The 13,064-nt window shown below is 57.2% G+C and carries 14 protein-coding genes; 13 read left to right on the forward strand and 1 reads right to left on the reverse strand.

What is annotated here, in order from left to right; all coding sequences use genetic code 11:
• Positions 1-48 precede the first annotated feature (48 nt).
• The 10 genes from def to spoVM all read left to right on the forward strand — a co-directional run bounded on the left by def (position 49) and on the right by spoVM (position 9,332).
• Positions 49-531, forward strand: coding sequence for a peptide deformylase (gene def, locus PEL01S_RS11735; RefSeq protein WP_063177759.1), 483 nt, complete (start codon positions 49-51; stop codon positions 529-531).
• Positions 528-1,484: a methionyl-tRNA formyltransferase gene (gene fmt / locus PEL01S_RS11740; RefSeq protein ID WP_063177761.1), complete on the forward strand. Its 957-nt coding sequence runs from the start codon at positions 528-530 to the stop codon at positions 1,482-1,484. Before def ends, fmt begins: the two co-directional genes overlap by 4 nt.
• A 32-nt stretch (positions 1,485-1,516) precedes the next feature.
• Entirely contained in the window at positions 1,517-3,001 is a 1,485-nt protein-coding gene (gene rsmB / locus PEL01S_RS11745; RefSeq protein WP_127460426.1) for a 16S rRNA (cytosine(967)-C(5))-methyltransferase RsmB, read from the forward strand.
• 94 nt (positions 3,002-3,095) lie between these two features.
• Positions 3,096-4,181 carry a dual-specificity RNA methyltransferase RlmN gene (gene rlmN, locus PEL01S_RS11750; RefSeq protein WP_108530449.1) on the forward strand — a complete coding sequence of 362 codons (1,086 nt, stop codon included), beginning with the start codon at positions 3,096-3,098 and terminating at the stop codon, positions 4,179-4,181.
• Between the two features lie 8 nt (positions 4,182-4,189).
• Entirely contained in the window at positions 4,190-4,960 is a 771-nt protein-coding gene (locus tag PEL01S_RS11755; RefSeq protein ID WP_063177830.1) for a Stp1/IreP family PP2C-type Ser/Thr phosphatase, read from the forward strand.
• Positions 4,961-4,967: 7 nt separating this feature from the next.
• Positions 4,968-7,172, forward strand: a complete 2,205-nt coding sequence (gene pknB / locus PEL01S_RS11760) for a Stk1 family PASTA domain-containing Ser/Thr kinase (protein ID WP_371860696.1) — start codon at positions 4,968-4,970, stop codon at positions 7,170-7,172.
• A complete protein-coding gene (gene rsgA, locus PEL01S_RS11765) occupies positions 7,172-8,083 on the forward strand; it encodes a ribosome small subunit-dependent GTPase A (RefSeq protein ID WP_127460428.1) in 912 nt (303 codons plus the stop codon). The genes pknB and rsgA overlap by 1 nt, the downstream gene beginning before the upstream one ends.
• Before the next feature lies 1 nt (position 8,084).
• Positions 8,085-8,753, forward strand: a complete 669-nt coding sequence (gene rpe, locus PEL01S_RS11770) for a ribulose-phosphate 3-epimerase (protein WP_063177767.1) — start codon at positions 8,085-8,087, stop codon at positions 8,751-8,753.
• Positions 8,754-9,005, forward strand: coding sequence for a hypothetical protein (locus tag PEL01S_RS11775; RefSeq protein ID WP_063177769.1), 252 nt, complete (start codon positions 8,754-8,756; stop codon positions 9,003-9,005).
• Between the two features lie 246 nt (positions 9,006-9,251).
• Positions 9,252-9,332: a stage V sporulation protein SpoVM gene (gene spoVM / locus PEL01S_RS11780; protein WP_014652194.1), complete on the forward strand. Its 81-nt coding sequence runs from the start codon at positions 9,252-9,254 to the stop codon at positions 9,330-9,332.
• A gap of 181 nt (positions 9,333-9,513) precedes the next feature.
• Here the strand turns inward: spoVM and rpmB are convergent, their stop codons facing one another.
• On the reverse strand, positions 9,514-9,702 hold the full coding sequence (gene rpmB, locus PEL01S_RS11785; RefSeq protein ID WP_010498258.1) for a 50S ribosomal protein L28: 189 nt from the start codon (positions 9,700-9,702) through the stop codon (positions 9,514-9,516).
• Positions 9,703-9,894: 192 nt separating this feature from the next.
• Between rpmB and PEL01S_RS11790 the strand changes: the two genes are divergently transcribed.
• The 3 genes from PEL01S_RS11790 to PEL01S_RS11800 all read left to right on the forward strand — a co-directional run bounded on the left by PEL01S_RS11790 (position 9,895) and on the right by PEL01S_RS11800 (position 13,063).
• The gene (locus PEL01S_RS11790) at positions 9,895-10,257 is read left to right on the forward strand and encodes an Asp23/Gls24 family envelope stress response protein (protein ID WP_063177771.1); all 363 of its coding nucleotides are present in this window, start codon (positions 9,895-9,897) and stop codon (positions 10,255-10,257) included.
• 78 nt (positions 10,258-10,335) lie between these two features.
• A complete protein-coding gene (locus tag PEL01S_RS11795) occupies positions 10,336-12,150 on the forward strand; it encodes a DAK2 domain-containing protein (RefSeq protein ID WP_503826318.1) in 1,815 nt (604 codons plus the stop codon).
• A gap of 61 nt (positions 12,151-12,211) precedes the next feature.
• A complete protein-coding gene (locus PEL01S_RS11800; RefSeq protein ID WP_127460430.1) occupies positions 12,212-13,063 on the forward strand; it encodes a DegV family protein in 852 nt (283 codons plus the stop codon).
• Position 13,064 lies beyond the last annotated feature (1 nt).

Below are 13,064 nucleotides of genomic sequence, written 5' to 3' on the forward strand. Positions count from 1 at the left end.
CGGAAAAGCCGGTTCATTCTCTTGAAACGAAAAGGATGGTGCTTATACATGGCAATCAAAATCATCGTGAAAGATCCGGACCCGGTGCTGCGTGAAAAATGCAAGCCCGTTCCTAAAATTACGCCGAACATTCATAAGTTGCTGAACGACATGGCGGATACGATGTACGAGGCGGAGGGCGTAGGACTGGCCGCGCCGCAGATCGGCATTCTCAAGCGGGTCATCGTCATGGACGTCGGCGACGAGCATGGCTTGATCGAGCTGATTAATCCGGAGATCATCGAGCGGGAAGGGGAGCAATTCGGACCGGAGGGCTGCTTAAGCATTCCCGGATTTACGGGCGATGTGAAGCGGGCTGCCCGAGTGAAGGTCAAGGGGCTCAATCGCGACGGTGAGGAGATCGTCATCGAAGGGACTGAGCTGCTGGCCCGCTGTATCCAGCATGAGGTGGATCATTTAAACGGGGTGCTGTATACGGACTTGGCGGAAAAAATGTATCGCAGCGAGCAACAGGATCGTGATGACGCATGAGAGTGATTTTTATGGGTACGCCGGATTTTGCCGTGCCGTCTCTCCAAACGCTGCTGAACGATAAAAATCTGGAGGTCGTCGCGGTCGTCACGCAGCCGGACCGTCCGGTCGGGCGCAAGCGCGTACTGACGCCGACCCCCGTCAAGGTCGAGGCGGAGAAGCACGGCCTGCCCGTGCTTCAGCCGGAACGGCTGCGCCGCCCGGAGTCCGTCGAGGCGATCCGCGCTCTGCAGCCGGATCTCATTGTGACTGCGGCGTTTGGACAAATTTTGCCGAAATCGGTACTCGATCTGCCGAAGCTGGGCTGTATTAATATTCACGCGTCGCTGCTCCCCAACTACCGCGGCGGGGCGCCGATTCACTACGCCGTGATGAACGGTGACGCCGTCACCGGCGTTACGATCATGTACATGGCGGAAGGCTTGGATACCGGCGACATGATCAGCAAGATCGAGGTACCTATCGAGGACAGCGATACGACCGGCACAATGTTCGACAAGCTGAGCTTGGCCGGAGCGAAGCTGCTGGAGGAGACGCTGCCGGATTTGCTGGCGGGTCGCGTGCAGGCGGTGCCGCAGAACGATGCGGAGGCGGTGTATTCGCCGAACATTACCCGCGAGCAGGAGCGGATCGATTGGACAAGGCCGGCGGAGCAGCTGTGGAATCTGGTACGGGGGCTGCATCCCCGGCCGGGAGCTTATACGTTATGGAACGGCGAAGTATTGAAAATATGGACGTGCGCCAAGCCTGCCGAGTCGGAGCAAGTGCCTGACGGCATACAGCCGGGCACCGTGCTGGAAGCGGGAGAACGGGGAATCGCCGTGGCTGCCGGGCAAGGCGTGCTGCGGATCACGGAGCTGCAGCCGGCGGGCAAGAAGGCCATGGACGCCGCCGCGTTCGCGCGAAGCGGACAGTTGGCGCCGGGCACCGTGCTTGGGACATCGGGCGATTGAGCTGTGAGCGATAGAAGAAAAGCGGAGGAATTATGAGCGAAACGAATCAACCGTCCTCCGGACGGACCAAGCGTGCGGAAGCGGCAGGCGGACGACAGGCCGGCAGCACGGCTTCGGGTGGAGCCAAGGGCAGCCGTCAGGGGAACGCATCCCGGGCAAGCAAAGGCCCGGTTCAAGGCTCGGCCAGGGAAGCGGCGCTTGACGTGCTGGTGCGGATCGAGCAGGACCGTTCGTACAGCAATTTGCTGCTCAACCAGACGCTGCAAAAGTACAAGTTGGATAAGCCGGACGCGGGGCTCGCGACCGAAATCGTCTACGGAACGGTGCAGCGGCTCGGCACGATCGACTTTTTCCTGGAGCGGTTCGTCAGCAAAGGGCTGGCGAAGCTGCAGCCGTGGGTCCGCAACCTGCTGCGGCTGAGCTTTTACCAGCTGCACTATTTGGACCGGATTCCGGACCATGCGATCGTCAACGAAGCGGTTAATATCGCGAAGAAGAGGGGCCACCAAGGCATCTCCGGCATGGTCAACGGCGTGCTGCGCAGCGTGCTCCGCAGCAAAGGCGAGCTCGTCCTGCCTGGCGGGCTGCCGGCTGAGCAGCGCATCGCGCTTGCGCAGTCGCACCCGGAGTGGCTGGTGCGACATTGGGTCCGCGAGTTCGGCGAGCGGACGGCCGAGCGACTCTGCGAGGCCAACAATACGCCGCCGCGCGTGAGTCTGCGCGCGAACGGCCTGAAGCTCGGCCCGGGCGAGCTGGCCGAGCGGCTGCGGCAAGGAGGGCTCGAAGCGGAGCCCTCCGCGGTTGCGCCCGCCGGCGTGATCGTGCGCGGCGGCGGCAATATGGCCCTCTCGCCGGACTATGCGGCGGGCCTGTATTCCGTCCAGGACGAGAGCTCTATGCTCGTCGCGGAATGGGTAGACCCGCAGCCGGGCGAGCGGGTGCTGGACTGCTGCGCCGCGCCCGGCGGCAAGACGACGCACCTTGCGGAGAAGATGGGCGACCGCGGGGAAATCGTCGCTTGCGACGTGCACGAGCATAAGCGGAAGCTCATCGAGGAGCAGGCGGAGCGCCTCGCGCTGCGGTCGATTCGGACGCTGACGGCGGACGCGCGCCGGTTGGCGGAGCATTTTGCCCCGGAAAGCTTCGACCGCATCCTGCTCGACGCCCCTTGCTCCGGGCTTGGCGTCATCCGGCGGAAGCCGGACATGAAATGGAGCAAGAGCGAAGCGGAACTGGCGGAGATCTGCGATATCCAGCGGGAGCTGCTGGAGGCGGTGCATCCGCTGCTGAAGCCGGGCGGCGTCTTGGTGTACAGCACGTGCACGGTGGAGAAGGCCGAGAACGAAGACATGATCCGCGCCTTTTTGGAGCGCCATCCTTCGTTTGAGGCGGATCTGCCCGAAGTGCCGGAGACGATCAAAGGCCGGTTGGATGAGGAACTGGCTGCGGTGCGGATCATGCCGTACGATTACGGCTCGGACGGCTTTTTTATCGCCCGGCTGCGCAAACGAGCATAGAACCGCAAAATGTGGTAAAATAAAACGTGGCCTTTTTGGGGGATTTTCCCCCGAAAGGGCTTCACTATAGACTAAACAGGTTGTGATGCATACAATGAACGAAATAGACAGCAGATGGCAGCCGAAAAACGAAAAGCCGTACGTCTACGACTTTACCCTGGAGGATTGGCAGCAGTGGGTCAAGGACAACGGAGAGGCGGGCTTTCGCGCCGGCCAAATTTTCGATTGGCTGTATGTGAAAAGAGTTTCAAGCTTCGACGGGATGACGAATCTTCCGAAAGCGCTCCGGGACCGGCTTAAGGAGCAGTTCGATTTCGTCACGCTCAAGGAAGTGGCGCATTACCGTTCGAAGGACGGGACCGTCAAGTTTTTGTTCGAGCTTAACGACGAGAATGCCATCGAAACGGTCATCATGAAGCACAGCTACGGCAATAGCATCTGCGTAACGACGCAGGTCGGCTGCCGGGTCGGCTGTACGTTCTGCGCCTCGACGCTTGGTGGGTTGAAGCGGAATTTGACGTCCGGCGAGATCATCGCCCAGGTGGTCAAGGCGCAGCAGCTTTTGGACGAAACGCAGGAGCGGGTCAGCAGCATCGTCATCATGGGAATCGGCGAGCCGTTCGAAAATTATGACGCGGTGATGAAGTTTCTCAAGGTGATGATCCATCCGAAGGGGCTGAATATCGGCCAGCGGCACATTACGGTGTCGACCAGCGGCATCGTTCCGAACATTTACCGGTTTGCCGACGAGGATACGCAGATCAATCTGGCGATTTCGATCCATGCGCCGAACGATGCGCTGCGTTCCAAGCTGATGCCGGTCAACCGCCGGTATCCGTTTGCCGAGCTGATCGAAGCGTGTCAATACTACGTCGCAAAAACCGGACGGCGTATTACGTTCGAATACGCGCTGATGGGCGGCGTGAACGATCAGGCCGAGCACGCGGAGGAACTGGCAAAAGTATTAAAAGCATTTCCTATGGCGCACGTGAACTTGATTCCGGTCAATTTCGTTTCCGAGCGTGACTATGTGCGCACGCCTCGGAATGATATCTTTACGTTCCAACGCATTCTGGAACGCAACAAAATCAACGCCACCATACGCCGGGAGCAGGGCAGTGATATCGCGGCCGCCTGCGGGCAGCTGCGGGCGAAGCATATGGAGTCGGGTGCGAGGTGAAGCAAGCGATGCTGAGATTGGCTTATCAATCCGATATCGGCCGGGTGCGGGCGGTCAATGAAGACCGCGCAGCCGTTCATGAGGGCTTGAACGGCTGGACCCTCGCCATTGTCGCAGACGGCATGGGAGGCCATCAGGCCGGAGATATCGCAAGTCAAATGGCGGTGGAGCTTATCCCGCTGCAGGTGAAGTCCTTGGACCCGAACCGGTCGTCCGAGGAGAGGCAGCATAAATTGAAGGAAGCGATCGAAACCGCCAACGATAACATTTTTGAATTTGCGTCCGGACGCGAAAATTACCACGGGATGGGGACGACCGTCGTTGCCGTGCTGGCGAACGACGAGCGGGCTGTCGTTGCGCATATCGGCGACAGCCGCGTCTACCGGATTCACGACGGGCAGATCGAGCAGTTAACAGAGGATCATTCGCTTGTGAACGAGCTGGTCAAAAGCGGCCAGATCACCCGTGAGGAAGCGAGCCACCATCCGCGGCGCAACGTTCTGACGCGGGCGCTCGGCACTGAGCCGACGATCGAGGTGGACGTGCAGGAAATCGGTTGGGACCCCGGGGACTTGCTGCTGCTGTGCAGCGACGGACTAAGCAGCTTGGTTGAGCCGGGCCAAATGCTCCAAACCGTGAAGGAGACGGACGGCTTGGAACGCAAGGTCGACCGCTTGGTTCAGGCCGCGCTGGATGCCGGGGGCGACGACAACGTAACGGTGTTGCTGATCGAGAACGGGCCGGATTCGGCGGTACATGACGACGGAGAAGCGGGGTGAGGAAGGAATGATCGGTAAGCAGCTTGGAGGACGCTACGAGATTTTGGGACGCGTCGGCGGCGGCGGAATGGCCATCGTATACAAAGGACTCGATATTTTATTGCATCGGCATGTCGCCGTGAAGGTGCTGCGTCAGCAGTACGTGCACGACGAAGAATTCATTCAGCGTTTTCGCCGCGAAGCGCAAGCCGCAGCCTCCTTGTCGCATCCGAACGTAGTCAGCATATACGACGTCGGCCAAGAGGAAGAAATCCATTACATCGTGATGGAGTACATCGAGGGAACGACCTTGAACGAGCTGATTAAGGAAAAGGCCCCGCTGCAGGTGGAGGAAGCCGTTCATATTGCGGGCCAGATTTGCGACGCTCTCGATCACGCGCATCATAATCAAATCATCCATCGCGATATTAAGCCGCACAACATTTTGATCGGTAAAAACGGCCGCGTCAAAGTGACCGACTTCGGGATTGCCCGCGCCGTCACGTCTTCCACGATTACGCAGACCGGCTCTGTCGTCGGCTCGGTTCATTATTTCTCGCCCGAGCATGCCAAAGGGACGCCGACCGGCGAGCAATCGGACTTGTACTCTCTCGGGATTGTCATGTACCAGATGCTGACGGGCCGGCTGCCGTTTCTCGGCGAAAGTCCGATCAGCGTAGCCTTGAAGCATTTGCAGGAGGATGTTGAGGAGCCCCGCAAGGTGAATCCGCTCATCCCGCAAAGCGTGGAAAACATCATTCTGCGCGCGATGCGCAAAAGCACGTCCGAGCGGTACCGTTCAGCCAAAGACATGCTGAGCGACCTCGAGTCGTGCCTGCTGCCGCACCGCCGCAACGAGCCGAAAGTCAACTTTTTGGACGACGATGAGCTGGATGAGGAAAAGACGCGGGTCATGCCTGCGCTGCGGCCGGGACAATACGCCGTTGTGGAGGATGACGACGATCCGCAGCCCCGTGCGAAGGAAACGGCGCCGCCCGAAGAGAAGAAGAAGGGCTGGGTCAAGCCGCTGGTCTGGTTCGTGGTGCTTATGGCGCTCGTCGGCGGCATGTGGTATGCAGTTCAGTACGTGCAGCAAACATTGGCGGTACAGCGGGTCGATATCCCGAATGTAGTGGATAAGCCGCTTGCCGAAGCCGAGAAAATATTAAGGGATAACAAGCTCGTACCGGAAGTGGAGCGCCAGAATGATGAGGTGAAGCCGAAAGATATCGTCATTCGGCAGAGCCAGTCGAATATGCAGGTTAATGCGGGTACGACGATCAAGCTGGTTGTCAGCGATGGGCCCGAAAGTAAAAAAATGCCCGATGTTACCAAGCTGAAGCTGGCAGATGCCAAAACGAAGTTGACCTCTCTTGGTTTTAAGTCGGAAAATATCAAGATCGTTCAACAGTTTCTGGAAGCCGAGCCGGAAACGGTGACGTCTCAAAAGCCTGCGGTGAATGAGGAGTACACGTTGCCGGGCGATGTTAAGGTCGAGCTGACCGTTAGCAAAGGACGAGAAACGTTCAAAATGCCGAACCTGGTCGGCAAAACGGAAAACGAAGCCAAATCGATCCTTAGCGAAAAAAATCTGAAGCTTTCCAAGGACGGGATTGTCCGCCAGCCGAGCTACAAGCAGAGCAAGGGCCGTGTGACGAAGCAATTTCCGTTCGAGCCGGACGACGACGTAACGCCGGGTACGGAAATTACGCTGACCGTCAGCTCGGGCCTTCCTCCAGAAGCGGGACAGATGACCGTACCGGTGCAAATTAAGCCGACCAAGGAAGGGCAGGCGGGTACGGCTAAAGTTATTCTGAGCGATGCGGCGGTCGAAAATTCGGAATACCAGAAGCTTACGAACGTGACCAAGACGGAAACGCTTGAGGTGAAGCTGGTCGTCTCGCCTGATAAAGATGCGACGATCCAGATTCGTGGGGATAACATTCAGAATGATTCGATGACAATCACCTATAAGGATTATCAGGATCAAAAAGGCGGCAAGACTCAGTCTCAGTCGAACGGTACCGGTACGCCATCGAATGCAGGCACTGGGACGAACGGCGGCGGCAAGACCGAGCCGCCGGCCACTCCGGCTTCCGGCACGGGGGCCGAGAGCGGCAAGCAGACGCAGCAGGGAAGCGGCGGAACGACGACGCCGCCGACCGGGCAGAACGGAGGCGCAGCAACGCCTCCGGCCGGGAATACGACGGGCACAGGAGGCAAGAATCCATAATGCCAACCGGGTTAATCGTGAAGGCACTAAGCGGATATTATTACGTGCTTGCCGACGACGAGCAGACGAACGAAGCGGTGCAATGCCGGGCACGAGGTATTTTCAAAAAGCGCGGCATTTCGCCGCTCGTCGGCGACCGTGTGGTGTATGGACTGACGGAGAACGGGGAAGGAACGGTGGACGAAATTCTTCCCCGTTCCTCCGTGTTGATTCGGCCGCCGGTGGCAAATATCGATTTGGTTGTGCTGGTGTTCTCGGTGACCGAGCCGGCGCTTAATTTGCCGCTGTTGGACAAGTTTCTGGTACATACGGAAAGCGCCGGGCTCGATACGCTGATCTGCTTGACCAAGCATGATCTCTTGTCCGAAGGAAGCTCGCCTGACGGCGTTTCCGAGGAATTGGCGCCGGTGATCCGGCTCTACGAGTCGATCGGTTACCCGATGCTTGTGACAAGCGCCAAGGAAGGCATCGGCGTGAGCGAAGTTTTCGGCCGGCTTGCGGGCCGGATCGGGGTAGTTGCGGGGCAGTCCGGCGTCGGGAAGTCGTCGCTGCTTAACGCCATGGTGCCCGGGCTGTCGCTCGAAACGAACGAAATCAGCATGAAGCTTGGCCGGGGCAAGCATACGACGCGCCACGTCGAACTGATCCGGCTGCAAAACGGCGGGCTTATCGCCGATACGCCGGGCTTTAGCCAGCTCGATTTTTTGCAGGTGGATGCGGAGGGACTTAGCGGGGCTTTTCGGGAATTCGCGCCTTATGCCGCAGCGTGCCGCTTCCGTGGCTGCTTGCATCTGCATGAACCGGGCTGCAAGGTTCAGGAGGCCAAGGAAGCGGGCCATATCGCCGCATCAAGGTACAACCATTACATTCAATTTTTGAACGAGATCAAAGACAAAAAAAGGAGGTACTGAGATGCTGCGCATTGCTCCTTCGATCTTATCCGCGAACTTCTCCAAGCTGGGCGAAGAAATTACCGACGTCGAGCGCGGCGGGGCCGATTGGATTCACGTCGACGTGATGGACGGACATTTCGTGCCGAATATTACAATCGGACCGCTGGTGGTGGAGGCGATCCGTCCGATAACGAAATTACCGCTCGATGTGCATCTGATGATCGAGCAGCCGGATCGCTATATCGCCTCGTTCGTTCAGGCAGGCGCGGACCTCATTTCGGTTCATGCCGAGGCGTGCGTCCATCTGCACCGGACGCTTCATTATATTAAGGAACAGGGCGTCAAAGCGGGTGTTGTGCTGAATCCGGCGACTTCGCTCCATGCTCTGGAGTATGTGCTTGAGGAAGGGCTGCTCGACTATGTGCTGCTGATGACGGTTAACCCTGGCTTCGGGGGGCAAAAGTTTATCTCCGCGGTGCTACCGAAAATCGCCGGACTGCGCCGGATGCTGGACGAGCGCGGGCTTCAGCACGTTGACATCGAGGTCGACGGCGGAGTCAATACCGAGACGGCCAAGCTCGTTGCCGAAGCGGGCGCCAATGTGCTCGTTGCCGGGAACGCGGTGTTCAACCGGCCGGACCGCGCCGAGGCGATCCGTGCGATCCGGGAAGCCGGGAGCGGCGGGTAAATGCGGGCGCTCAAAATTTTAGCCTTCTGTTTACTATGCGCCGCTCTGTTGTTTGTGTTTTCCATCATCGACGGCGTGGTGAAGTTTGTATTTTCGCTGGGGGCTTTGTACGTCGGTATCCAGTTTTTTAAGCGATACGAAACGCGCGGCCCTCGCATAGCTTTCGTTTTAACCACGATCTTATTCTATTTTGTTTATACGGTGTTCTACGCGTTGTATTTGGCTATTCAGCAGCAGCAGGCTGCGGTGTGAGAAAAAGGGCCCGCGAGGCATAAACGGCACGGGGTTCGCATACACATGGTTACAAAAGTACGGCTTCCGGCTTTTGTAGCCTTTTTTGTTTTTTCGGTGCCTGGAATTTGCATGGCACGTTTTGGGTAGCAGCGGAATATACTTTTAACGAGGTGGTTTACTGCGCGCATGGCTCGAGGTCGGCTTTGCGTCGCAAAGCCAAGCGATGCTGACTTTGCTGCGCAAAGTCTGGAGGGAGGGTGCAAAATGAAATTTTACACTATCAAGCTTCCGAAGTTTTTGGGTGGGTTTGTGAAAGCCGTACTTAACACTTTCAGCAAAAACTGAAGGTACGCTCGTCCATATTTAGGCGGCGTCTTCCAGGCTAGGGCAGGCGCTACACCCGAAATCAACGGCTCAGCCGTCCTTGTCTTTATAAGACAAGCGCGTTTGTCAAGGTTGATGCGATTTCATGCTTATCAACTAAAAAAAGCACCTGAGCCAGGTGCTTTTTGTCTGCGGACGCAGATTACACGCGAGTTACTTTTCCGGATTTAAGAGCTTTCGTGCTCACCCAAACGCGTTTCGGTTTGCCGTCGACCAGAATGCGAACCTTTTGAACGTTGACACCCCAAGTGCGTTTCGCTTTGTTGTTCGCGTGGGATACATGGTTGCCGGTACCCGGGCCTTTACCTGTGATAAAACATTTGCGGGACATTGATTACACCTCCTTAAAGCATACACGCTTCAAAAACACACTTAAACATCATATCACAGCGGCCCAAAGGCCGTCAACGCAGCTTCTTCGTTTTCTTGCCCTGCAGCCCGAGTTTTATTTATTTCTTGCGGCGAATATAGTACAATGATTCGTAGTCCATGCTAATTTTGGGATCGAAGGAGCTGTATGGAGATGACAATCGAACTGGCTTCAGAATATGGGAAAATTTATGTTACGGAAGAAGTAATCGCCGTGCTTGCGGGTTCGGCGGCGCTGGACTGCTACGGACTTGTCGGGATGGCTTCGCGCAATCAATTCAAGGACGGTATTGCCGAACTGCTGCGCCGGGACAATTTGCGCCGGGGAGTCGAGGTTCACCGCGACGAGCAGGATGTCCTGACCATTGATTTATATATCGTCGTCAGCTATGGTACGAAAATTTCGGTCGTTGCGCATAACGTGCAGAGCAAAGTCAAATACATGCTCGGAGAAGTCGCGGGCCTGCAAGTGGCTAACGTGAACATTTTTGTCCAAGGCGTGAGGATTGCGGAATGAGACCTGTGATGACAGCGGTTGTGGCCGAAACATGTTATGGATCGCCGACAGGGTTATAGCGAAAGGGGAACGGTCTTTTTGAGTAAGCGCTTGAAAGAAATGAATGGACTAGATTTCATCCGAATGGTAGAAGCGGGAGCGCATAGACTGACGATGAACGCAGAACGGGTCAATGCGCTCAACGTCTTTCCGGTACCGGACGGCGATACGGGCACCAATATGAATTTGACCTTGACTTCCGGGGTGGAAGAGCTTCGCCGCCGTCCGTCGGACCACTTGGGTAAAGCAGCGGAAGCGCTTGCTAAAGGCTTGCTGATGGGCGCCCGCGGCAATTCGGGCGTGATTCTGTCGCAATTGTTCCGCGGTTTCGCCAAAGCCGTATCCGACCTGCCTTCGGCCAACGCCCAGCAGGTGGCTGCGGCGTTTCAGAACGGCGTGGACATGGCCTATAAAGCTGTCGTCAAGCCCGTGGAAGGCACGATTCTGACCGTAGCCAAGGAAGCGGCCAGGCAGGGCGTACAGGCCGCCAAGCGGCAGCCGGATGTCGCTGTCGTTATGGCGGAGCTGCTGGATCAAGCGAAAGAGGCATTGGCCAAAACGCCGGACATGCTTCCCGTATTGAAGCAGGTGGGCGTCGTCGATTCCGGCGGACAGGGGCTCGTATATATTTACGAGGGCTTTGTATCCGTTTTGGACATGGAGGAAGCGCCGCTGGAGGAGCCGGCCGACATGCCTTACGTCGCTTTTGGCGCGGTACAGCCGTTGGAGGAGACGCTTGAGCCCGCGGCGGTGCCGCTTGATTTTACCGGCCATGAACGCGCTCAGGCGAAGCTGGCGACGGAGGATATCGAGTTCGGGTATTGCACGGAATTTATGGTGACGCTGAACCCGGGCAAGCTGAACGGCCGCAAGTTTGACGAGGCCCTGTTCCGCGAGGAGCTATCCACCTTCGGTGATTCCCTGCTTGTCGTGGCCGACGACGATCTGGTCAAAGTGCATATCCATGCCGAATTCCCGGGCAGCGTTATGAATCTGGCCCAGAACTACGGAGATCTCAGCCGGATCAAAATTGAAAATATGCGCGATCAACATACGCATCTTCTGATGGAGCAGGCCGGACCGTCCGGCGCGGTCGCGGCATTGGCCAAGGCGACGCATTTGCTGGACGCGGCGAAGGAGCTCGAAATGGGTCAACCGTCCGCCCCGGCAGAGAACGATCCGTCTCGCGAGCTCAAGCCGTATGGCTTTGTTGCCGTATCCGCGGGGGAAGGCATCTCCGGTATTTTCGGCAGCTTGGGCGTCGACCGGATTCTGCACGGCGGACAAACCATGAATCCGAGCACCGAAGATATCGTCCGCGCCGTCAGCGAGGTCGAAGCGAAAACCGTGTTCGTGCTTCCGAACAATTCGAATATCATCCTGGCTGCTCAGCAGGCCGTGGAGCTTGTGGAGGATAAGCAGGTAGTCGTTATTCCCAGCAAGTCGATTCCGCAAGGCATTGCCGCTGTCATTGCCTTCCAGGAAGAGGCGGCTCCCGAAGAAAACATCGACGAAATGCAGCAGGCGCTGCAGCAGGTACAGGCCGGTCAAATCACCCATGCCGTACGCGATACGCAAATGGATGGGATCGATATTAAAGAGGGCGACTATATCGGTATTCACAACGGCCGCATCGTTTCCTCGGCTCCGGATCTCGTCGATTCCTGCAAAAAGCTGATTGACTCCATGCTGGATGCGGGTGCGGAGATCGTGACCCTGTATACCGGAGCGGAAGCGGTGCAGGAGCAGACCGAGGAGCTTGTCGGGTATGTCGAACAAACGTATCAAGAGGTGGAAGTGGAAGTGCAGGACGGCGGACAGCCGCTCTATTACTATATTATTTCCGCAGAGTAAACGATTCGATTTCGACCTATGTCTTATAGATCAAAATTTTGCAAAGAATTGAGGGAGGCTATTGAGCCAGGTTCGTATTGTAACGGACAGCACGGCGGATATTCCGGCCGACCTGCGGGAGCGGCTTGGCATTGAGGTGGTGCCGCTTAAAGTATTGTTCGGCTCGGAGGCATTTCGCGACGGGGTTGATATGGGTCCGGTGCAATTTTATGACAAGCTGGCCTCGTCCGGTATTTTTCCGACCACATCGCAGCCGTCGCCGGCCGATTTCATCCAAGTATACGAGAGGCTGGCGGACGAAGGCGCCGACTCGATCATCTCGATTCATTTGTCATCGCAGTTGAGCGGCACTTACCAGTCCGCCCTCGTGTCGAAGTCGATGATCGACGAGAAGGCGGATATCGAGGTGGTGGACAGCCGTTCGGCTTCCTGTGGCATCGGTATGCTCGTCGTAGCTGCCGCAGAGGCGGCAAAGCAGGGGAAAAGCAAGTCGGAAATTTTGGAACGGATTGCGTCGCTGCGCCAAAACATCGGGCTCTATTTTTTGGTGGATACGCTCGAGTATTTGCATAAGGGCGGACGGATCGGTAAGGCTGCGGCGCTCTTCGGCTCCTTGCTTAATATTAAGCCGATCCTGTCGGTCAACGATGACGGAGTCGTGTACTCCGTTGATAAAGTTCGCGGACAGAAGAAAGCGATGAACCGGATCGTAGAGCTGATGCAGAAGGATTTTGCTGGCAAGCCGATCGATTTAATCATGGCTTATACGACTGGCCGCGAGACGGCAGAGGAATTTTTCTCGCTGCTGAAGCAGCATTTTGATGTAAAAAGCGTGCAATACACGCATATCGGGCCCGTCATCGGAGCGCATGTCGGACCCGGAACCGTAGCGGCCTTTGCCATACCGGTCTGAT

The organism is Paenibacillus elgii NBRC 100335, from assembly GCF_004000865.1.
GTDB lineage: Bacteria > Bacillota > Bacilli > Paenibacillales > NBRC-103111 > Paenibacillus_G > Paenibacillus_G elgii.